We start from the raw sequence: 19,856 nt of genomic DNA on the forward strand, positions 1-19,856 counted from the left end.
AAATTAGTGTTTTGCCGGCTAAAGGAAGTCCGTTTAAAACTTATTGGTCATTTCCCGAAAGTTATCGATCATTTCCCGAGTTATATCGATCAATTGGAAGAGGATATTGATTATTTCCCTGATTATATCGGTTATTTCCCGCAATATATGGTCGTTTTGTGACCTTTGACCTAATTGATTCGTGAAGTTTCCTAATGGTTTTTATGTCCGCAATATAGACTCTTCCCTTATTTTCTCCTTCACTGGGAATTTCCATCTGCATTAATAATCGTTTTGCTTTTTGCCGACAATCTAATCGTAAAAACTGCCGACATTCTTTATTTGTAAAGCGATAACCAATCAACATAAAGTAATCCACTATCGCTTGAACATGGGCTTTCTCGTCAACATGACCGCATTGTTGACAGCCCCATCCGTTGTAAATCGAAGTCATTCCATGAATGCCACAATGCACACAATAAACTCCCGTAATAAGTTCAGCCTGCTGAATACCATATTTCGATATCAATGGAAAGGGATCATACTCGCGATGGGCGCTATGAAGCATATTCGCGATTTCCTCGAGAGGAAGCGAATTGGGATTGCTGTGAAATGAGTGAAGTCTACGAAGAAAAATAGGGATTGTAAAGGGGAAAAGGAGCTGCAAATCTTTACGGTGGTTCACGAATTGTTGTTGCGGTCTGGGGAAAACCGCTGCATGATGTATGGGAATGGAAAGCTGATGTGCATGAAACCAATCTTCAAGGAGCATTTTATTTCGCTCAAGTTGGACGGATGGACATTCAAAGGCGTCGACTTGTCCATTTTCAAGGGTACGCGTCAGTTGATTATACTCTTCACGGAAATTGATCTGGCCGGCAATGTTTTTCATTTCGAGGATGACTGCTCCTTGCTGACAGAGGAAAAGTGTATCAATCTGGAATTTACCGGTAGATTGGAGATTCAAATCGTGAAGGATGTAATGTTCGAAAGGGAACTGGTATTTCTGGAAAACATCCGCCAGTATTCTTTCGCCGTTATCACCGGCGCGGGTTATCCTTAGTTCATTCTCGATATCTGCATAGCGAGGGTGACTCTTCGGCAGCCGTCGCAGAAGTGCCTCCAATCCGGTTGCTTTTAAAGAACTTGTCTTTTCCTTTACGATCAATTAAACATCGCCTCCTTTAAACTATAATGTCATTCTATCATACTAATTAGATAACTTCCTCGATTTACATAGGCAAATAATCCATCTCCCTTTATAATTAGCCTATGGAACATGAGGAGGAATAAGATGTTAACGACTGAACAGCTACAGAAAATCGCAAACTTGCAAAAAGAATGCGAAACACATGACGGGATTTTATTGAAATTAAACTGGGATATGCTTCGTCAACGTGAAAATCATTCGATGGATTTCTTTCATTACGTGGATGGCGAGCTTGTTGCGTATTTGGCCCTTTACGGATTTGGCTCAACCGTGGAAGTTTGCGGGATGGTGAAGCCTGCCCATCGAAATCAAAACCACTTTACAAATTTATGGAAACAAGCGCTGCCGGTCATCAAAGAAAAGGGGTATAAAAAAGTCTTATTGAATGCACCTTCCACTTCCGAATCGGCAAAAGGTTGGCTCAAGAATCTGCCATGCACCTATGACCTTTCTGAATACCAAATGGTGTGGAAATGGCGGTCTTTGGAAGAAAGCAGTGGTATCCAATTAAGGCAATCCACTGAGGATGATGTCCCGTTTGAAATCGAATTGGATGTATTAGGCTTCGGCATGTCGCAGGAAGACGCTGAAATTCATCAACAAGAAGTGAAAAATTATCCAAATGACACACATTTCATCATTGAAGCGGATGGCAAAAGCGTTGGCAAGATCAGAGTGAGCCGGAATGATGGCGAGTCCTATATTTATGGATTTGTCGTTCACCCCGACTTCCAAGGCAATGGATATGGCCGCCAAGCATTGCAAGCAGTCGTCCATATGGAACAGCCTTCCGGCAACCCGATCAGACTTGAAGTGGAAGCGAAAAACCGCAATGCGCTTCGTCTATATGAGTCAATTGGATTCCAAACAGTCCAAGGACAGGATTATTATCTTTGGGATGAATAAAGAAAAAAGTTCGGCGTTTGCCGAACTTTTTTGTTGCCGAAAAAGGCGTCATTATAGTTATGCCTGGTCAAACAGTTTCCGCATCTCACTATCTCTACGCCCGCGTTCTTCTTCATCCGCCAAGTCATATTTCTTCAGCAAATGGAAAAAATCATTCAGTATCTCTTGGTCACGTCTCTCATTTAGGAAACGGACGCCACTTTCATATATTCCCGCTGGAAGAAAAACTTGTTGCTCTTTCAATTTCGCTAAAACGTCTTCCATTGAGTGGTCGATTGTACATCTACTCACGTTAAAAACCTCCCCATTTTAAGTTATTCAGCAACAAACTCACTCATCAACCCATGCATATTATCCTCGGTATCTTTAAAGAACACCATCCAAGTTTCCGTTTGCCCCATCTTCGCGACCATATGTGGTTTGTCGATGAAAACAATTCCTTTGGCCTTGTAGTTTTCATAAGCCTGTTGGATGTCCTCCACGTGAAAATAAAGGACAGAGCTTGGGTGTGCGAATTCTTCTTTTTCGGGTAGGCTTACGAATAAACGCACACCGCCGCAATCGAAAAACGCCATTACGTCATTGTTGAATAATAGTTGCAAGCCTAATTTGTCTTTGTAAAATGCCGTTGCCCGTTCGATATCTTTTGCCGGTACCCCAATTTGTCCGATTTGCTTGATTTCCCCCATCTGAAACTCTCCCTTTTGAATAAATTTCCTTAATCATACCATTTTCGGAGTAATCAAACACAGATTTTAATTAGGTTAGGCAATGTATATGGATAGGTATTAAGTCATGAAATGACGAACGCGGTTTCCATGATAATTTCATGGAACCGCGTTTTGGCAATTATCCACGAAGCCAAGTACAATGAGGCGATAGGGAAGGTGGTTTTCGTATGAATGAAAAGGAGTATGACAAACTTCTTCAAATAAAAACAGCTGGAACGCTTGAATTGTTAAGCCAGTCGCCTCATTATAACCGCTATGAAGCGACGCCTTATGAGGCACTTGATGTGCTTTTCGGGGAGTACAAGTTGACTCCGGAGGATGGGTTTGTCGATTTCGGCTGTGGCAAGGCACGTGTTTCGTTTTATGTCCATCATCATTTCGGGGCATCCGTGACGGGCATCGAGATGAATGGGCAGCTTTATCAGGATGCGATTGTAAACTTGGTAAGTTATAGGCGGAAAGCGAAGCATGCCGGCGGTGCAATCCGTTTCGAACGTTGTTTGGCGGAGGAATATGAGATTGAGGCATCGGAAAATAGGTTCTACTTCTTTAATCCGTTCTCCATTCAGGTATTCATGAAGGTTGTCTGGAATATTCTTTGGTCCGCGGAGTCGGATACACGTTTGGTTGATATCGTCCTTTATTATCCAACAGCTGAATATGTGCAATTCATGAACAACCATACGCCGTTTGAGCTTTGGAAGGAAGTCAGGGTCGACCGGTTGTATGAGAAAAATGAAAATGAACGGTTTTTGATTTATCGAATGGGCGGGTGAGCGGGCTCTGTTCCGCTTATCGATCAATTGGAGCGATATATCGGTTATTTCCCTGGACTTATCAATCATTTCCCGGAAGTTATCGGTTATTTCCCCAGATATATCGATCATTTCCCGGGATATATGGTTATTTTGTGACCTTTGAACTACAAGGAAACCCGGATAAATTAGTTTTTTATTGGCCAAAGGCATTCGGCGCGACTCGACCCGTCCGCGGGCAATAGATATTGCCCGCGAATACGGCGGTTCGCGCCGAATGCACTTAACCAATCAATCATAATAAATGCATCGCAGCCTCGGCTTCGTCCCATGGAACTGGATAGCCTTTGCCTTTTGCGCAGAAAATTGACGTTGATGTGTATTCTGGGTCGGCGTCCTTATTGTAGCCGATTGCTTCAATCACTTCCGCCGCATTATGGCATTCATCATAACCGCCGAACTGCAATGTGAGCGCACCTTTTCCGTTCGTATAGGAAGCGAAAACGGTGCTGTAACTCATGAAAGTCGCTACAGGAACGCGGCCGATCACGACTGTTTTACCTCCGATTGTTTCGGGTGCGCTAAAAGTTCCGGATGCTTGCTGGATATCGGAAAGTACGCGCCCGATATGATCCATCTCGACTTTGATCTTAAAATCATAATAAGGCTCCAACAAGACATTGTCGGCTTTCTCCAACCCTTGCCGCAACGCACGGAAAGTAGCTTCCCTGAAATCGCCGCCAGATGTATGCTCGTTATGACCCCTACCCGTCAGCAATGTGATTTTTACGTCGGTCAATGCGGAGCCTGTCAATAAACCATGATGTGGTCGTTCGAAAATATGGGTTCGCACAAGGTTTTGATTGCCGATGGATAAATCGTTGGCGTGGCATACATTGTCAAAGGAAATCCCGCTGTCCCGCTCCGCCGGTTCAATTTTCAAATGAACTTCTGCGTAATGTTTCAGCGGTTCGAAATGGCCGTAGCCGTTTACAGGGCCTCGAATTGTTTCTTTATAAAGGATTTTAGGATCGCCGAAAGACACGTCGAATTGAAAGCGTTCATTGACAATTTGCTTCAACACTTCAAGTTGGATGACGCCCATCACATGGACATGGATTTCTTGGACTTGTTCATTCCAAATAACATGCAATGAAGGGTCTTCCGCATCCAACATTTTGAAGCAACGGAGTACATCCTTTACATGGGTGGTTGAATCGAAAATGACTTTTGACGTTAACGTAGGTATGAGGTCAAATTCCACCCCGTCAGTCAGAGCACCAATCGGATCCCCGGCACAAACTTCCGTTAATCCGGTCACCGCAATGATTTCACCGGCACGAGCCGTGTCAATCGCCTTGAACTTATTCCCATTATACTGTCTGATCTGTGTAATTTTCTCCGTCTTTCCACCATAGGAAATCTCATCCCGAACTTGTATAGCTCCATCAATCATCTTCAAAAATGTCACACGCTGTCCGTTTTTGTCATGCCGGACCTTATAGACACGTGCCGCGAAAGCGCCTGAATCTGAATAATCGGTAACGGTGAGTTGGTCGAAACCCCTAAGAAATTCAAGGACTCCAATATCTTTTAATGCAGAGCCATGTCCATATGCAAAAACCTCACGCCTGCCGATCATCCGTTTCAACGCATCCAGCCAAACCGCTTCATCGTATCCACTATCCATATACCGATCAAGCAATATCTCATCACGCTCTGCGATGAATTCAATTAGTTCCTCCGACAAACCGCCTTCACCTAACTCTGCCATATCAAAGATGTTGTCGGTAAGGCTTCCCCGTATCTCATCAAGAACTGTCCCTAAGGCGACGCCTTCCCGGTCCGTTTTATTCAAAAAGAAGAAGGTTGGGACTCCGTGTTTCTTCAATAAATGCCAAACCGTTTCCGTGTGGCCCTCAACACCATCCGCTGCACTGATGATGATAATGGCGAAATCCATCACTTGGATGGCCCTTTCCATTTCGGGTGAAAAGTCTACGTGTCCCGGCGTATCGATAATCGTATAGTGTGTGTCATTGAAAGTGAACGTAGCCTGATCCGCAAAGACGGTAATCCCGCGATTCTTCTCGATATCATGACTATCCATGAAGGCGTCTCGATGATCGACACGCCCTCTTTGGCGAATGCTATTCGTATGGAAAAGCAGTTGCTCGGAAAAAGTGGTTTTCCCCGCATCGACGTGGGCAACAATCCCGATTGTTTTGTACATAGTACACCTCGATTTTGAAAAAATCGCACCCCTTATAGGAGTGCGGCTAAAAGTTTTTTAATAGTTGTTTAATCTCATTAGGAGGAAGGGGTTTGGAATAAAGGAAGCCTTGTACTTCATTGCAGGACAATTGTTCAAGGAATTCTTCCTGCTCACTCGTCTCCACTCCTTCAGCGATGACATTTAACTGTAAATTCTTTGCCAGATCGATGATCGCTTTTACGATTAGTGAGTTGTTTTTGCTAAGTTCTCTTATAAATGCCCGGTCGATCTTTAAATGGCTGATCGGAAATTTACTTAAATAGAGAAGGGAGGAGTAACCCGTCCCGAAGTCATCGACACTGACAGATACACCAAGATCTTGTAGTTGCTGCAAGATGCATTGGCATTGCTGCACATCAGACATCACACTTTCCGTGATTTCCAAATTCAAATAAGATGGATGCAAGCCGGTTTGGGCTAATATCCGTTTAACATCTTCAACAAATGTCGGGTGGCTGAATTGCCTCATTGAGACATTGACGCTAATACGTAGGGCTGGAAAACCATTGTTTTGCCAAGCCATTGCCTGCGTACAGGCGGTTTTCAACACCCATTTTCCAAGTTGAAGAATGTATCCGTTGTCTTCAGCAGCAGGGATAAATCTGTTAGGTGGTATATATCCTCGATCAGGATGATTCCATCTTGCCAAAGCTTCAAAACCTTTAATCTTACCTGTTTTCAAATCATATTGCGGTTGGTAATGAAGTTCGAACTGATTTCTATCCAAAGCTTGGCGGAGCTCACGATCAAAAAAGGTCTTTTCCATCAGTTTCTCATAAAGTTCCTCAGTGAAAAAGCGGAATGTCCCTTTACCAGCCTCTTTTGCTACATACATTGCGGAGTCTGCATTGCGCATTAATGTATTGTAATCCTTGCCGTCCTTCGGATACAAAGCTACCCCAATGCTTGGGTCAACAAAGACTTCTTGATCGGCAAGAAGGTATGGTTGGGAAATTCCATCTACAATATTGGCGATGTTTTCAGTCAGTTCGGCTTTGTCCGTAAAGTTTATTAGGAGAATAAATTCATCCCCACTTTGCCGAGCTACTGTTTCATTTTCCGAAACAAAGTCTCGTAGCCTTTCTGAAACGGCAACGAGCAATTTATCGCCAATATGGTGTCCTAATGTATCGTTTACACTTTTAAAGCGATCCAAATCCAAGAACAGAAGGGCGAATTGTTGATCCTTCTGACTAATTTTCTGTTTCACTCTCTCCTGTAGATTTCTTCTGTTCGGCAATCCCGTCAAATAATCATAATACGCCATATGCTCTATGGCTTTTTCTGCCTTAACTCGTTTTGTAATATCACTCGCAGTTCCGACTACTTCAACAATTTTCCCGTCTTTCAAAATCGGAGATAAGTATACAAGGAATGAAAGGTTGTCATAGGTTAACTCGAATTGGACGGTTTTCCCGGCCATACCTTCTTGTAGATAGTGTTCAAACCTTTCTAACTCTTCATCGGTAAATGAATGGTCAACCTCATTGTTATTCAACAGTTCAACCGAAATCCCGACCCGCTCTTTAATTTGTCCTTCAAAAAGTGTAAAGACGATTGAACCGTCTTCTGCTGTCGTATATTTAAAAATAGCATTCTGCAAGTTTTTCACTGTTGTTCGAAAGTCGTTCTGCAATGCAATCTCAAGTGATTCTTCAGCCTTCTTCCGAGCCGTTATATCATGGCGGATTGCAATATATTGTTCAGGCTTTCCGTTGGCATCTAAGAAAGGAACAATTGTTGTGCTTACCCAATATAGGGTGCCGTCCTTGGCCCTATTGCAAATATCGCCCTGCCAAACCTCACCCTTTTGAATCACATTCCACATATCTTTGAAAAAGCTCTTTGGATGATATTTGGAATTAATGAGACGATGGGTTTTCCCGATCAGCTCGTCACTTGTGTATTGGGATAATGCACAAAACTTTTCATTTACATAAGTAATGACGCCCTTTGTATCTGTAATCGCTACAACGGAAGAGTAATCAAGGGCATTTTCAATATTGTGAAGGGTTTTCAGCGTCTTGTTGTATATCTCATTTATGGACGGAGAATCAATATCCGATAGTTGCATTTGATAATCCCTTTCTTATACAAAACAGCGCAAGATTCGCGGAGATGGATTTTGTAGTAGTTGATAGACCAAAAGTCTCAAATATCAAAGAAATTACTAATTATTATCAATTATACCATTATCAAATACCCCCGTACAATTGAGTAGCAGAAAATTAATAGTCAAAGTCTATTGTTTCGTAGCTATTAATTGTACACTGTATTTATAGAATATAATAAACGTTCTTGAAAAGGGGTGGGTAAATGGGGAATAAGAAGTTTAATAAAACGGAAAAGAGTTGGATGTTTTACGACTGGGCGAACTCAGCCTATTCAATTATTATTACAACGGCAGTTTTTCCGATTTATTACAAGTCAGTGGCGACGAGTGCTGGTGTTGAGTCGGCGCATTCGACAGCGTATTTGGGGTATACGGTTGCGATTGCGACTTTCATCTTAGCGATGATTGGGCCGATTTTAGGAACGATTGCAGATTACTGGGGTTTAAAGAAGAAGTTTTTCCTTACGTTCTTCTTGATTGGTTCAATTTCGACAGTTTCTTTGGCATTCGTGCCTGACGGTACATGGCTGCCGCTTTTGATCATTTATACGATAACGGCTATCGGATTCCACGGGGCAAATATATTCTACGATGCATTTTTAGTCGATGTGACCACTGAAGAGAAGATGGATGAGGTATCCGCCCGTGGATTCGGGTTGGGGTATATCGGAAGTACAATCCCTTTCATCATCAGCATTGCAATCATTCTTTTGGCTGATAATGGGGTGATTCCACTTTCGATGGCAGCGGCAACTAAACTTGCGTTCGTCATCACAGGAATTTGGTGGTTCTCCTTTACGATTCCGATGTTGAAAAATGTTGTACAACTCCATGGGATTGAACGGGAACCTCAGATTCTTGCAAGCAGTTTTAGAAGGCTTGGTGAAACGTTCAAGGAAATTAAGAAGTACAGAACCGTTTTCATCTTTTTATTAGCCTATTTCTTTTATATCGATGGGGTAGGCACGATCATTTCCATGTCGACGGCATATGGAACGGACTTGGGAATTGGGTCGACCGATCTTTTGATTGTCCTATTCGTGACCCAAGTCGTTGCAGCACCATTTGCACTTATATACGGTAGGCTTGCGAAGAGGTTTTCAGTGAAGGCGATGTTATATGTAGGGATTTTTGTTTATATCATCGTTTGTATTTACGCGTTCTTCTTATCATCAGTGATCGATTTCTGGATACTTGCAATGCTTGTTGCGACCTCTCAAGGCGGTATTCAAGCATTGAGCCGTTCGTATTTTGCTCAGCTTGTACCGAAGGAGAAATCTAATGAGTTCTTCGGATTCTATAACATCTTTGGTAAGTTTGCGTCCGTTATGGGTCCAATGTTGTTGGCGGTAACGGCTCAAATGACAGGGAGTTCCGCATACGGAGTATTTAGCTTAGTGATCCTCTTCATCATCGGTGGAATTCTATTGCGGATGGTTCCGAAGCCGGCAAGTGAAGCTGTTGTATAAGGTAATATAAAAAAACAGGCGAAATTCTTCGCCTGTTTTCTTGTTATCTCGGCTTAATTTGCTGCATCTGTAAGATTCTAAAGCCGTTTTTCTCTAATTTTTCACGTATTTTGGTTGCTTCTTCCTCGGACTTTCCGTTTTCTAATGTGAGGACAACTCTTCGGGCAAGGGCAGAACCATTGTCGAGCGTCATAAGACCTTCGATGTTTTCATCCCTTAACACCGTTGTCAATTTCCGGATCATGCCGCGAGCTTCTGTTGAGGCAAGTGTAATATTAAGTCCGCCCGTTTTTAAGCCGAACGCATCTTCAAACACACTTTCGATTTTATTATGCGTTACAATACCAATGAGCTTTCCGTTTCTTACGACGCTGATGAATGGTAATGCCTTTATTTTAAGTAAAGCGCTTAAAAATGAAGCATCTTCATATACATACACGTCCTGATGCCTTAATAAATGCTCGATGGGCCCTTGTTCATCGCCTTTATCTTCATATAAATAGGAGAGCAGATCGACCTTATAGATCATTCCTTTATACGTATCGTCATTATCTACAACAGGGATACAGCGATATCCTGTCTCAATAATTTTCTTATATGTTTCAGAAACGGTTTGATCAACTTTCACCGTTGCGACTCCCAATCTTTCTACGATTAAATCTCTAATATGCATGCTGTATATCCCCCTTAATTTTTCTTTTTTATCATAATTTTTTGTTTCTTATTGTCTACCATTATAATTCAAAAGTTGAATGTTGTACATGAAAACTTATACTTATAGTACAAGCTTTTCAAAGGAAGGAGCAAAATGGCATGTTAAACTTGGACTCCCTTTTAAATGTTATCGGGGAATTATTTGCTGATGAGATATCCATCGTTGTATCGAATACGAAAGAATATGTTTATTATCGTCCAAGCAAACGGATCGATTTGAAGATCAGGCCGGGCGATCCAGTACGAGAGGGGACACTCGCGTACAAGGCGTTGACAGAAGGTCAGAAGACTTCGGAGTTCATTAACCGAGACGTTTTCGGAGTCCCTTACCATGGAATGGCGGTGCCTTTTCATAATGATGGTGTCATTGATGGCTGTGTGATTGCTATTTACCCGGCTTACACGGAAGGGAAGTCGGTTGTCACTTTGAAAACACAGGACGGATGGGTTCCGGTTCCGTTTTCGGAAGTAAATTATATTGAAGTGAAGAATCGTAAGACCGTTGTTGTTGCCGATCATATAACAGGTACCCACAAGAATTCATTGCAAAACTTCGAGTATGTCTTGCCGCATGATCTGTTTGTCCGTTGCCATCGTTCGTTCATCGTGAATGTGACACATATAAAGGAAATCTATCCGGATACTCACTCAACTTTCTTGTTATCTATGAGTGATGGGGCACAAATTCCTGTCAGTCAGTCGTACTCAAGTTATTTTAGAAAACTATTAGGTTTTTAATTTTGGTCTTGAAACGCACTGAATAGTTGATTAGTCAAAAATATGCTGCTTTAGACAAATTGTAGGGCTGTTTATCCGTTAAAATCGTTTTTCATCCGCAAATTCCCTTTCGTCGCTTTGGATACGTTAAGATTATTCCAAAGATACGAAAAGGAGCGGTTGGGAATGGGTAACCACATGGATCGCATCAGACATGAAGGATTGAAAGAGAAAATCGTTTCTGCAGAAGACGCAGCTTCTTGGGTTAAGGACGGAATGACTTTGGGGTTAAGTGGATTTACACGTGCGGGCGACGCGAAAGCGGTTCCAATGGCTTTGGTGAAACGCGCTGAAACAGAAAAGTTCAAAGTGAACGTATTTACAGGTGCTTCACTTGGATCAGATATTGATAGATTGTTTACGGAAGCAGGGATTGTCAATAAGCGTTTGCCATTCCAAGCGGAAAGAGCAATGCGAAACGGCATCAATAACGGGGAACTTCTTTTCGTAGACCACCATCTATCCCACACGGCAGAATGGATTCGCGCAGGTGTAATTGAACCGATCGATTTCGCAATTGTGGAAGCGGTTTCAGTGACGGAAGATGGAATGATCATTCCTTCGACTTCTGTTGGTAACTCGTTATCGTTTGTAAAGCATGCAAAATCAGTCATTATTGAGATCAACACAGCGCATTCAGTGGAATGGGAAGGCATCCATGACTTGTATGATACTGGCAAACAAGGCGAGCGGAATCCAATCGAGCTAACGAAAGTGGATGATCGAATTGGAACGATTGGAATCCCGGTAGACGTGGAGAAAATTAAGGGGATTGTATTTACGCATCAAGCGGATTCTCCATCGACGATCACTCAACCAGATGAGGAAACTGAAATCATGGCTGGACATTTACTATCGTTCTTACGCACGGAAGTGGAATCGGGCAGATTGACGAATTCATTGGCACCGCTTCAATCAGGTATCGGATCGCAGGCTAACGCTGTACTTCATGGCCTGTTAGACTCGGAATTCGAAAACCTTGAAGTGTATTCGGAAGTATTGCAGGATGCTGTCTTTGACTTGATTGACGCAGGTAAAGTTCGTAAGGCTTCATGCGCTTCAATTACATTGTCAAAAGAAAAGATGGATAAAGTATTTAGTAATTTGGATAACTATCGAGATAAATTAATCATGCGTCCACAGGAGATTTCGAACCACCCGGAAATTATCCGTCGACTTGGATTGATTTCTATCAATACAGCACTTGAGTTAGATATTTACGGAAACGTCAACTCAACGCATGTAACTGGAACGAAAATGATGAACGGCATCGGCGGCTCTGGAGATTTCGCGCGTAATGCACGACTTGCCATTTTCGTGACGAAGTCGGTTGCTAAAAACGGGGACATTTCCAGTATCGTACCGTTTGTCTCTCACGTGGATCATACAGAACATGACGTCGACGTTATCGTGACGGAACATGGATACGCGGATTTACGGGGACTTGCTCCAAGAGAGCGTGTTGAATTGATCATTGGGAACTGTGCTCACCCAATGTACCGGGCACAACTATGGGAGTACTACTCTGAAGCGCTTGAGCGAGGCGGCCACACACCGCATGTACTTGAAAAAGCGTTCTCCTGGCATACGAATTTGATGCAACATGGAACAATGCGCCCACGCAATGAGCGCGCTGAAAAGTTAGTTTAATCACACCGCCATTCGAACTAAACTATAAAAACCGCCAAAAAAAAGCGATCCCCTATGGGGTCGCTTTTTGCCGTTTTACATCAGTTTCGAGATGAACATCGTCGCAATTCCAAAATAGATGAGCAGGGATAAAATATCGTTGATGGTCGTAATAAGTGGACCTGATGCAACAGCTGGGTCTACTTTGAATTTATTCAGGATCAGTGGAATGATGGTGCCAGCGAGTGTACCGATAATTAGAGTTGCGATGAGGGATGCTCCTACAACAAGCCCAAGTGTAAGGTTTTGTTGCCAAAAATAGGCGATGATGGCGATAACAATTCCGTTGATGACACCGAGCATGATTCCGACAAGCAACTCACGAAAAATGAGGCCGAATGTCTTTTTCGTCGTTAGTTCTTCCGTAACAAGTCCGCGGACGACTACGGCTAACGACTGGGTTCCTGTATTCCCAGTCATCCCTGCAATCATCGGCATGAAGAAGGCAAGCGCAACGACCGCTTCAAGTGTCTCTTCGAATTTAGCAATGATGCTACCTGAAACAAGTCCTATAAATAGTAGCAAAACAAGCCATGGCAATCGTTTAAAAGCGGCAGCAATCGGCTTCGTATGAAAGTCAATTTCTTTACCTGAAGCAAACAACATTTCAATATCCTCATTCGCCTCTCGTATGACAATATCTAACACGTCATCCATTGTAATAATACCTACCAAAATATCTTCATCATTCACTACCGGCACCGACAGTAAATCATGCCGCCCGATCATTTTTGCGACATCTCTCTGTTTTGTCGTATCGGTGACCTTGATGATATCCTTTGTCATCACCTCAACGATTGGGTTGTCCAACTCACATAACAGAAGGTCACGATACGAAGCAACGCCAACTAATTTCTTGTTATCATCAATGACATACACATAGTTCAAGTAATCCGCAAACTCCCTAAAATGCTTCAACTTATCAATCGCCATTCGTACAGTATAAGATTGGTGAACCCATACATATTGACTGATCATCACTCGCCCAGCAGACTTCTTAGGATATTTCATCTGCTTGCGTATCGCCTTTTTCTCCTCGTCCTTTAACTGGGCAATTAACTGATTTACTTCTTTATCGGGTAAATCGGAAAGTAGATGCGTAAGTTCGTCACTTTTCAATAGCTCCATTAATTCCCTTGAACGTATAGGCCCAATCTTTTTCAGTACCCGAAGCTGTTCATTTCGGGTCAAATATCTAAGGAGTGCCACCAATTGATCTAAAGAGAGCCACTCCAAAAATAGGATTCTACGTTTTCGGGGCAAACCCCGGTAGTGTGTTGATATCTCATAGGGTGACAGTTCACTAATTACTTTCTGGAATGTATCTTTCTGACCTTCCTTTAAGAGATGGACAATTGCACGTGAGATCTCCTCTTTTCCTCCGTTGACTGACATGACTCCCTCCACCTCATTTCTTTGAATAAAATGCTCGGTAACACGTCTATCCCCTGAAATATATTCCCCTAAACTGTGAGAGTAAATGGGCAAACGGTGATAAATCTAACGCAAGCGGTGAATACGGCTTCAGGACTTGTCAGCAATGGACGCGGCCATAACAATTAATCTTCCTACCGACCAATCTACCCCAAAAAAGTAGGTTTATTGAATAGATGATAGGGAAAGGGAGTTAGTAGGCAAATAAAATCGGCAACAGTCGATGACAAAAGGGAGTTTGTTAGAATGAGGAAATGGAAAACGCTATTATTCTTGCTGATGGCAGCGATGTTGGTGTTAGCGGCATGTGGAGAAGACAAGGGCGAGGCGAGTGATAATGAGTTTGGCCTTGTCGAGAATGGAAAATTGACATTTGCAGCAAGTGGTCTTTATAAGCCTTTCAACTTTGAAGAAAATGGAGAGTTGACAGGGTTTGACGTGGAAATCGGGAAGGCAATTGCGGAGAAGATGGGCTTGGAAGCTAATCCCGTGACGAACCCGTTTGAAACAATCTTACAAGGATTGGTTGCGAATAAATACGATGCCATCATCGGCTCGATGGCTTACACGAAAAAACGTGCAGAACAGGCGGCATTCACGCAGCCTTACTACTACTCTGGCGGAATGATCTGGGTCGCGAAAGACAATAACGAAATCAAAACCCCGGAAGATTTGAAAGGGAAGAAAATTGGCGTCGTCTCACAATCGACGTATGAAGAGCCAGCAAAAACTCTTTCGGACAATATCCAATATTATTCCAGTGACGTTGTAGCACTTAAGGACCTGACAGTTGAAAACCGTTTGGATGCGGTTATCACGGCGGATATCGTAGGGTTTGAAGCGATTGAAAATGGATTTGAAATAAAAGAGGTCGGCAATCCATTATGGGTGGAACAACCATCGATTGCGGTGAAGAAGGATAATGAAAAGCTTCGTGACGCGATTGAAAAAGCACTCCAAGAAATTATCGATGACGGCACTTATGATGAAATTTCACAGAAATGGTTCAAACGGAACTTGTTGGACATCGACTTGGAAGATGCGGAATTACTTGAATAAGCATGGATTTTTGAAACGGAAAGAGGGATTGATTAGTGCCTGAAACAATACAAAAATTTTACGAAGTATTCATGAACACCTATCCGGGTTTCCTGGAAGCGGTACTTATCACCCTAAAGGTAACGGCGATTGCAGTTGTATTGGGAACCGCATTTGGAATCATTTTTGCTTTATTGAAAATATCAAGATCAAAAGTTTTGCAGACGATTGCAAACTTATATATTACGATTATCCGTGGAACACCTCTTATCGTACAGATCATGTTCCTTTACTACGGAATTACTTCTATTATTACACTATCGAATTTTTGGGCAGGATCTATTGCACTTGGAATCCATAATGGAGCTTATATTGCGGAGATTTTCAGAGGTGCTATCCAAGGTGTTGATCGCGGCCAACGTGAAGCGAGTCTGGCACTTGGTATGAATCGTACGCAGGCGATGCGCCGAATTATTTTTCCTCAAGCACTTCGCCGCGCAATTCCTCCACTCGGCAACCAGTTCATCATAACGTTGAAGGATTCTTCCCTTGTCTATTTGATCGGGGTTTCGGAATTATTCTCACGTGCAAACCGTGAAGCGGCGGCAAACTTCATGCCGTTCGAAACATTTCTTGTCGTTGGAATGTATTACCTTATCCTCGTCCTCATTTTCACATGGTTGTTGAAGCTGTATGAGAATAAATTGAATGTGGATGGATCTTGATGGGGAGGAAGAAATATGATTAAAACAAAAAATCTTCATAAATCTTTTGGTGAATTGGAAGTTTTGAAAGGGATTGATCTCGACATCGAGCCTGGCCAAGTTGTCGTCCTTGTCGGCGTCAGTGGTTCGGGGAAAAGTACATTGCTCCGCTGCTTGAACTTTCTTGAGAAAGCGCAAGAGGGAACGATTTCTGTTGATGGAAGAACGATTGACCGGAAAAAGGACGATCTGTCTCAAGTCCGAGCAGAGGTAGGAATGGTGTTCCAGCATTTCAACCTGTTCCCGCATAAGACGGTGCTTGAAAATATTATGGAAGCGCCGTTGATTGTGAAGAAGGCGGACAAGCAGAAAGCAAAGCAGTTGGCACTCACCTTATTGGAGAAAGTAGGACTTTCCGATAAAGCGGATGTCTATCCAAATAAATTATCAGGCGGACAGAAGCAGCGGGTTGCGATTGCGCGGGCGCTCGCAATGGAACCGAAAGCATTATTATTCGACGAACCGACATCCGCACTTGACCCGGAGCTTGTCGGTGAAGTGCTCCAAGTCATGCAGGATCTTGCAAACGAAGGGATGACGATGGTCGTCGTTACGCATGAGATGAAGTTCGCAAAAGAAGTGGCGGATCGGATTATCATGTTGGATGAAGGCCGTATCATTGAGGATGCCGATCCTGAAACGTTCTTCAACCACTCAACAAATGAAAGAACACGGCAGTTTTTAGAGATGGTGAATGTATGAATGAAAAAGCAGCTTCCTATTTAATGGAGGCTGCTTTTGTTTCATAACAAGTTTTTAAAATCTCTTCTTGAATATAGCACACGCATTATAAGCACATGCCTGTTTTCCTCATCGATGAGATAAAAAATGATATAGTTGCCGACAATTAATTTCCTATAGCCTTTTTCCCGCAATAAATCATCAGTGACAAGGCTATATGCAAATGGGAAATCGCTAAGCCTTAAAATTGAAACTTCTATTTTGGAAAGCAACTCTTTTGCGGATTCATTAGCATGTAGTTTCTTGGAAATATAATAGTAGATCTCTTCTAAATCTGTTGAAGCTGCATTAGTGATTTTTACCTCATATTTCATATTTGGTTCTCAACCTGCTGAAAACATCCTTTGCATCCAACAAAGGTCTACCGTTTTTAATTTCAGCCTCAGCCTCCGCGAGTTTCTCATACAAATGTAAGCGTGCCATATTCCGTTCGTACGTATCCATACTCATAATAACTAAATCGCTGTATCCATTTTTTGTAATAAATACCGGTTCGTCGATACTGTGACAAAGATTAGAAATTTCGGCAGTATTCCTTAAGTCTTTAATAGGTCTGATTTCAGGCATCTTTACAGCCCCTTTCATTATATAATGGTGGCATAATTATAGCATATTCGTGTAAGAATTATGAAGTGAATACTAATTTGTTTGGTACACTTGCGCAAGGGTTGCAAAAGCGGAAAATGAGGCTCATACTATTTTATGGTTTTAGTAAACTTGTAGGGAGTCACTATAAATGAAGAATGTAGCAACACTAAAGAAAATGTCACCTGCTTATGATCCGTGGGAAGCTTATTTAGACGTGCAGGAGCATGGGAAGTTAACACTTTCAAGCATTGAATTTACGACTACATATTTATGTAATATGCGATGTGAGCATTGCGCGGTCGGCTATATGTTGCAGCAAAAAGACCCGGACGCTTTGCCGATCGACCTGCTCTTGTCCCGACTTGACGAGATCCCGCATTTACGGACAATCAGCATAACGGGTGGCGAGCCGATGTTTTCTAAGAAATCGGTGGAGCAGTATGTTTTGCCTCTATTGAAATATGCTCATGAACGCGGTATCAGGACGCAGATGAATTCGAATTTGACAATGCCACTTGATCGTTATATGGGAATAGCTTCTTACCTTGATGTATTACACATCTCCCATAACTGGGGAACCGTCGATGATTTTGTAGACGGTGGTTTTGCGAATATGGAAAGGAAGCCGCCAAGGGAACGCCGTGCCGAGCAGTTTCAACGGATGATCGACAATAGCCGCGCATTGGCGGAGGCCGGAGTGATGGTGTCCGCGGAGACGATGCTGAATAAACGAACTCTCCCGCATTTAGGCCATATCCACAAGCAAATCGTCGAGGAGATGAAGTGCGCAAGACACGAGGTGCACCCTATGTATCCAAGTGATTTTGCTTCACAACTTGAAGTTTTATCCCTTGATGAAACGCGAGAAGCGATCCATCAATTATTGGATATGCGGGATGAGGACGTGTGGATGCTATTCGGCACATTGCCGTTCTATCCGTGCAGTCAGAATGAAGAAGATTTGAAGCTGTTGAAACGCATATACAACAGCAAAAATGTCTCAGTGCGAAATGATCCGGACGGCCGTTCCCGCTTAAACGTTAACATTTTCACGGGCGACGTCATCGTAACAGATTTCGGCGATACGCCTCCAATGGGCAATATCCAGAACGATTCACTGCCTGAAATGCTCGATAAATGGCTGGATCGTCCTCTTGCAAAATCGATCAGCTGCCATTGCCCTGCCGTGAAGTGTCTGGGACCGAATCTATTGGTGAAGGATGCGTATTATCCGAAGGAGGATTTCACAGGAAAGCAGGCAAGAATTTCAGCTAAATGAGCTGCCGTGCGCGGAAGGTTGCATGATTGGTGAAACTTGCTTCGCGTTAGGTGCCTTTGACAAATAAAGAGCTTTTTGGTTGTAGGTGAAAGGTCACAAAATGACCATATATCTCGGGAAATGATCGATATATGTTGGGAAATAATCGATAAGTGTCCGCAAATGATCGATAACTTCCGGGAAATGAACGATAAATCCCGGGAAATAACCGATATCATCCGGCGAAAGCATAAAGAAAGGACTTCCAAACAGCGGGAAGTCCTTTTCTTATCGCCATTTATAAGTTTTTCTTAATTACAAAGCGTGATAGGGTTCCTGTATACTTAAATGTAAGAAGTTTCTGAGGACGAGAGCCTCACAACAGGGGGAGACACTATGTTTATAGGAACCATTTTCGTTAATATCATTATACCTATCTTAATCCTCCTATTAATCGGGGCGGCTTTGCAAAGGAAATTCGCATTCAATTTAAAAGCGATCTCGAATCTGATTACGTATTGTCTTATGCCCGCAGCGGTCTTCATTAATCTGTATCAGACAGAAATTGACGTACAAATCCTATTGGAAATCATCGGTTATTTGGTTGCTTTCAGTTTAATAATAATCGTTGTCACAGCTGTTTTGAGTAAACTATTGAAGTTAGACAAAGGGGAAGCTGCGATATTCAAAAACAGCATTTCGTTAATCAACTCCGGGAATTATGGGATACCCGTCAGTCAGCTGCTCTTCCAGGCGAATCCTCTTGGGATTTCCATTCAAATTATCGTCATGGTCTTCCAAAATATTTTAACGTATACATATGGATTATATAATTTAATATCCGCAACGAAGTCGGGTATGGAAATCCTGAAATCGCTATTGAAAATGCCGGTCATCCACGCGATGCTTCTTGGCGGTTTGTTGAATTGGCTACAAATCCCGATTCCATCCTTTATATGGACGCCTATCAGCCATCTTTCAGATGCGTTTTTGGCAATTGCACTTATCTTATTGGGGGCGCAACTTGCACAAATTGAATTGAAGACAATTGTTAATCGGACGATTATTACAAGCAGCATCGGAAGACTTATCATTGGGCCAAGCGTGGCGCTGCTCCTTATTTTCCTTTTCGGGCTGGACGGCATCGTCGCTCAATCTTTATTCATCGCAAGTTCCTTTCCAACGTCAAGAAACAGTTCGACGCTCGCGTTGGAATACGATATACATCCGGATTTGGCGGCACAAACGGTTCTGTTTTCAACTGTGTTAAGCGCGATAACAGTGACGATTGTTGTTTATTTATCTGGGGTGTTGTTTGTTTGATGAAACGACGATAACTCTTGGAAAGTGACCGATAACTCCCCGGAAGTGACCGATATTCCGCCAAGCTGAATTAAAATGGCCTCCCGGTTTAC

At 42.7% G+C, this 19,856-nt stretch carries 20 protein-coding genes; 10 read left to right on the plus strand and 10 right to left on the minus strand.

What is annotated here, in order from left to right:
• Positions 1 to 61: 61 nt before the first annotated feature.
• The gene (locus NSQ43_RS02700; RefSeq protein WP_339252787.1) at positions 62 to 1,147 is read right to left on the minus strand and encodes a nuclease-related domain-containing protein; all 1,086 of its coding nucleotides are present in this window, start codon (positions 1,145 to 1,147) and stop codon (positions 62 to 64) included.
• A gap of 126 nt (positions 1,148 to 1,273) precedes the next feature.
• Here NSQ43_RS02700 and NSQ43_RS02705 point away from each other — a divergent pair, with 126 nt between their 5' ends.
• Positions 1,274 to 2,095 carry a GNAT family N-acetyltransferase gene (locus tag NSQ43_RS02705; protein WP_339252788.1) on the plus strand — a complete coding sequence of 274 codons (822 nt, stop codon included), beginning with the start codon at positions 1,274 to 1,276 and terminating at the stop codon, positions 2,093 to 2,095.
• Between the two features lie 57 nt (positions 2,096 to 2,152).
• Here the strand turns inward: NSQ43_RS02705 and NSQ43_RS02710 are convergent, their stop codons facing one another.
• Together NSQ43_RS02710 and NSQ43_RS02715 are read right to left on the minus strand one after the other, a co-directional pair.
• Positions 2,153 to 2,359, minus strand: coding sequence for a hypothetical protein (locus NSQ43_RS02710; protein ID WP_339254758.1), 207 nt, complete (start codon positions 2,357 to 2,359; stop codon positions 2,153 to 2,155).
• Positions 2,360 to 2,409: 50 nt separating this feature from the next.
• Entirely contained in the window at positions 2,410 to 2,784 is a 375-nt protein-coding gene (locus NSQ43_RS02715; protein WP_339252790.1) for a VOC family protein, read from the minus strand.
• Positions 2,785 to 2,993: 209 nt separating this feature from the next.
• Here NSQ43_RS02715 and NSQ43_RS02720 point away from each other — a divergent pair, with 209 nt between their 5' ends.
• A complete protein-coding gene (locus NSQ43_RS02720; RefSeq protein ID WP_339252791.1) occupies positions 2,994 to 3,602 on the plus strand; it encodes an SAM-dependent methyltransferase in 609 nt (202 codons plus the stop codon).
• A gap of 274 nt (positions 3,603 to 3,876) precedes the next feature.
• Here the strand turns inward: NSQ43_RS02720 and NSQ43_RS02725 are convergent, their stop codons facing one another.
• Positions 3,877 to 5,814 (minus strand): translation factor GTPase family protein, encoded by a 1,938-nt coding sequence (locus NSQ43_RS02725; RefSeq protein ID WP_339252792.1) that lies wholly within the window; start codon positions 5,812 to 5,814, stop codon positions 3,877 to 3,879.
• A 46-nt stretch (positions 5,815 to 5,860) separates the two neighbouring features.
• Complete coding sequence (locus NSQ43_RS02730) at positions 5,861 to 7,930, minus strand: EAL domain-containing protein (RefSeq protein ID WP_339252794.1); 2,070 nt, start codon at positions 7,928 to 7,930, stop codon at positions 5,861 to 5,863.
• 242 nt (positions 7,931 to 8,172) lie between these two features.
• Here NSQ43_RS02730 and NSQ43_RS02735 point away from each other — a divergent pair, with 242 nt between their 5' ends.
• Complete coding sequence (locus NSQ43_RS02735; RefSeq protein ID WP_339252796.1) at positions 8,173 to 9,438, plus strand: MFS transporter; 1,266 nt, start codon at positions 8,173 to 8,175, stop codon at positions 9,436 to 9,438.
• A gap of 43 nt (positions 9,439 to 9,481) precedes the next feature.
• On the opposite strand, the gene NSQ43_RS02740 is transcribed toward NSQ43_RS02735, so the two are convergent.
• Positions 9,482 to 10,111 carry a CBS domain-containing protein gene (locus tag NSQ43_RS02740; protein ID WP_339252797.1) on the minus strand — a complete coding sequence of 210 codons (630 nt, stop codon included), beginning with the start codon at positions 10,109 to 10,111 and terminating at the stop codon, positions 9,482 to 9,484.
• Between the two features lie 140 nt (positions 10,112 to 10,251).
• Here NSQ43_RS02740 and NSQ43_RS02745 point away from each other — a divergent pair, with 140 nt between their 5' ends.
• Both NSQ43_RS02745 and NSQ43_RS02750 read left to right on the plus strand, forming a co-directional pair.
• Entirely contained in the window at positions 10,252 to 10,890 is a 639-nt protein-coding gene (locus NSQ43_RS02745) for a LytTR family DNA-binding domain-containing protein (RefSeq protein WP_339252798.1), read from the plus strand.
• 165 nt (positions 10,891 to 11,055) lie between these two features.
• Complete coding sequence (locus NSQ43_RS02750) at positions 11,056 to 12,579, plus strand: acetyl-CoA hydrolase/transferase family protein (RefSeq protein WP_339252799.1); 1,524 nt, start codon at positions 11,056 to 11,058, stop codon at positions 12,577 to 12,579.
• 75 nt (positions 12,580 to 12,654) lie between these two features.
• Here the strand turns inward: NSQ43_RS02750 and mgtE are convergent, their stop codons facing one another.
• Positions 12,655 to 14,013, minus strand: a complete 1,359-nt coding sequence (gene mgtE, locus NSQ43_RS02755) for a magnesium transporter (protein ID WP_339252800.1) — start codon at positions 14,011 to 14,013, stop codon at positions 12,655 to 12,657.
• Positions 14,014 to 14,298: 285 nt separating this feature from the next.
• On the opposite strand from mgtE, the gene NSQ43_RS02760 reads away from it, so the two are divergent.
• The 3 genes from NSQ43_RS02760 to NSQ43_RS02770 all read left to right on the plus strand — a co-directional run bounded on the left by NSQ43_RS02760 (position 14,299) and on the right by NSQ43_RS02770 (position 16,556).
• A complete protein-coding gene (locus NSQ43_RS02760) occupies positions 14,299 to 15,111 on the plus strand; it encodes a transporter substrate-binding domain-containing protein (RefSeq protein WP_339252801.1) in 813 nt (270 codons plus the stop codon).
• 71 nt (positions 15,112 to 15,182) lie between these two features.
• Positions 15,183 to 15,815: an amino acid ABC transporter permease gene (locus NSQ43_RS02765; protein WP_339254760.1), complete on the plus strand. Its 633-nt coding sequence runs from the start codon at positions 15,183 to 15,185 to the stop codon at positions 15,813 to 15,815.
• Positions 15,816 to 15,830: 15 nt separating this feature from the next.
• The gene (locus NSQ43_RS02770; RefSeq protein WP_339252803.1) at positions 15,831 to 16,556 is read left to right on the plus strand and encodes an amino acid ABC transporter ATP-binding protein; all 726 of its coding nucleotides are present in this window, start codon (positions 15,831 to 15,833) and stop codon (positions 16,554 to 16,556) included.
• Between the two features lie 41 nt (positions 16,557 to 16,597).
• Here the strand turns inward: NSQ43_RS02770 and NSQ43_RS02775 are convergent, their stop codons facing one another.
• Positions 16,598 to 16,909, minus strand: a complete 312-nt coding sequence (locus tag NSQ43_RS02775) for a type II toxin-antitoxin system RelE/ParE family toxin (protein WP_339252805.1) — start codon at positions 16,907 to 16,909, stop codon at positions 16,598 to 16,600.
• Positions 16,899 to 17,162 (minus strand): type II toxin-antitoxin system Phd/YefM family antitoxin, encoded by a 264-nt coding sequence (locus NSQ43_RS02780; RefSeq protein WP_339252807.1) that lies wholly within the window; start codon positions 17,160 to 17,162, stop codon positions 16,899 to 16,901. Before NSQ43_RS02780 ends, NSQ43_RS02775 begins: the two co-directional genes overlap by 11 nt.
• A gap of 169 nt (positions 17,163 to 17,331) precedes the next feature.
• Between NSQ43_RS02780 and yfkAB the strand changes: the two genes are divergently transcribed.
• Positions 17,332 to 18,462: a radical SAM/CxCxxxxC motif protein YfkAB gene (yfkAB, locus tag NSQ43_RS02785; protein ID WP_339252809.1), complete on the plus strand. Its 1,131-nt coding sequence runs from the start codon at positions 17,332 to 17,334 to the stop codon at positions 18,460 to 18,462.
• A 93-nt stretch (positions 18,463 to 18,555) separates the two neighbouring features.
• Here yfkAB and NSQ43_RS02790 read toward each other — a convergent pair whose 3' ends face one another.
• Positions 18,556 to 18,693: a hypothetical protein gene (locus tag NSQ43_RS02790; protein WP_339252811.1), complete on the minus strand. Its 138-nt coding sequence runs from the start codon at positions 18,691 to 18,693 to the stop codon at positions 18,556 to 18,558.
• 144 nt (positions 18,694 to 18,837) lie between these two features.
• On the opposite strand from NSQ43_RS02790, the gene NSQ43_RS02795 reads away from it, so the two are divergent.
• Positions 18,838 to 19,764, plus strand: a complete 927-nt coding sequence (locus NSQ43_RS02795; protein WP_339252813.1) for an AEC family transporter — start codon at positions 18,838 to 18,840, stop codon at positions 19,762 to 19,764.
• The last annotated feature ends 92 nt before the right edge of the window (positions 19,765 to 19,856 follow it).

The sequence above is a fragment of the Sporosarcina sp. FSL W8-0480 genome (genome assembly GCF_037963765.1).
GTDB lineage: Bacteria > Bacillota > Bacilli > Bacillales_A > Planococcaceae > Sporosarcina.

Bases quoted from the DNA above. Each gene is read 5' to 3' on its own strand.
- NSQ43_RS02705 (WP_339252788.1), top strand. From the start codon at position 1,274: ATGTTAACGACTGAACAGCTACAGAAAATCGCAAACTTGCAAAAAGAA.
- NSQ43_RS02710 (WP_339254758.1), bottom strand. From the start codon at position 2,359: ATGGAAGACGTTTTAGCGAAATTGAAAGAGCAACAAGTTTTTCTTCCA.
- NSQ43_RS02715 (WP_339252790.1), bottom strand. From the start codon at position 2,784: ATGGGGGAAATCAAGCAAATCGGACAAATTGGGGTACCGGCAAAAGAT.
- NSQ43_RS02720 (WP_339252791.1), top strand. From the start codon at position 2,994: ATGAATGAAAAGGAGTATGACAAACTTCTTCAAATAAAAACAGCTGGA.
- NSQ43_RS02725 (WP_339252792.1), bottom strand. From the start codon at position 5,814: ATGTACAAAACAATCGGGATTGTTGCCCACGTCGATGCGGGGAAAACC.
- NSQ43_RS02730 (WP_339252794.1), bottom strand. From the start codon at position 7,930: ATGCAACTATCGGATATTGATTCTCCGTCCATAAATGAGATATACAAC.
- NSQ43_RS02735 (WP_339252796.1), top strand. From the start codon at position 8,173: ATGGGGAATAAGAAGTTTAATAAAACGGAAAAGAGTTGGATGTTTTAC.
- NSQ43_RS02740 (WP_339252797.1), bottom strand. From the start codon at position 10,111: ATGCATATTAGAGATTTAATCGTAGAAAGATTGGGAGTCGCAACGGTG.
- NSQ43_RS02745 (WP_339252798.1), top strand. From the start codon at position 10,252: ATGTTAAACTTGGACTCCCTTTTAAATGTTATCGGGGAATTATTTGCT.
- NSQ43_RS02750 (WP_339252799.1), top strand. From the start codon at position 11,056: ATGGGTAACCACATGGATCGCATCAGACATGAAGGATTGAAAGAGAAA.
- mgtE (WP_339252800.1), bottom strand. From the start codon at position 14,013: ATGTCAGTCAACGGAGGAAAAGAGGAGATCTCACGTGCAATTGTCCAT.
- NSQ43_RS02760 (WP_339252801.1), top strand. From the start codon at position 14,299: ATGAGGAAATGGAAAACGCTATTATTCTTGCTGATGGCAGCGATGTTG.
- NSQ43_RS02765 (WP_339254760.1), top strand. From the start codon at position 15,183: ATGAACACCTATCCGGGTTTCCTGGAAGCGGTACTTATCACCCTAAAG.
- NSQ43_RS02770 (WP_339252803.1), top strand. From the start codon at position 15,831: ATGATTAAAACAAAAAATCTTCATAAATCTTTTGGTGAATTGGAAGTT.
- NSQ43_RS02775 (WP_339252805.1), bottom strand. From the start codon at position 16,909: ATGAAATATGAGGTAAAAATCACTAATGCAGCTTCAACAGATTTAGAA.
- NSQ43_RS02780 (WP_339252807.1), bottom strand. From the start codon at position 17,162: ATGCCTGAAATCAGACCTATTAAAGACTTAAGGAATACTGCCGAAATT.
- yfkAB (WP_339252809.1), top strand. From the start codon at position 17,332: ATGAAGAATGTAGCAACACTAAAGAAAATGTCACCTGCTTATGATCCG.
- NSQ43_RS02790 (WP_339252811.1), bottom strand. From the start codon at position 18,693: ATGCTTTCGCCGGATGATATCGGTTATTTCCCGGGATTTATCGTTCAT.
- NSQ43_RS02795 (WP_339252813.1), top strand. From the start codon at position 18,838: ATGTTTATAGGAACCATTTTCGTTAATATCATTATACCTATCTTAATC.